The organism is Bradyrhizobium sp. 23AC, assembly GCF_054863025.1.
The window spans coordinates 1-278 of sequence record NZ_JAVAYN010000114.1 but is presented as its reverse complement, the minus strand read 5'-3'; the positions used below and the strand labels follow the sequence as shown (position 1 = coordinate 278).

The following is a 278-nucleotide window of genomic DNA, read 5'->3' as shown; positions in this document are numbered from 1 at the left end:
GGCGTCATTTGCATAAAGAGTTTGACGACTACGTAGCCACGCCAAAGCAAAATGGCTATCAGTCTATTCATACCGTGGTATTTGGCCCCGAAGGCAAAACGGTAGAGATTCAAATTCGCACTAGCGATATGCACCAAGATGCCGAGTTGGGTGTTGCTGCGCATTGGATGTATAAAGAAGGCGCATTGCCAGGGCGAGGCTCAGGTTATGAGCAAAAAATTAGCTGGTTGCGTAAACTATTACAATGGCAAGAAGAAGTGGTTGATGGCAGCGACCTA

Annotated in this window: 1 pseudogene; it reads left to right on the top strand. The window is 47.1% G+C overall.

Annotation, left to right across the window (positions count from 1 at the left end):
- Window positions 1-278: pseudogene (locus RAD10_RS41695) on the top strand (RelA/SpoT family protein); the annotation flags it as partial.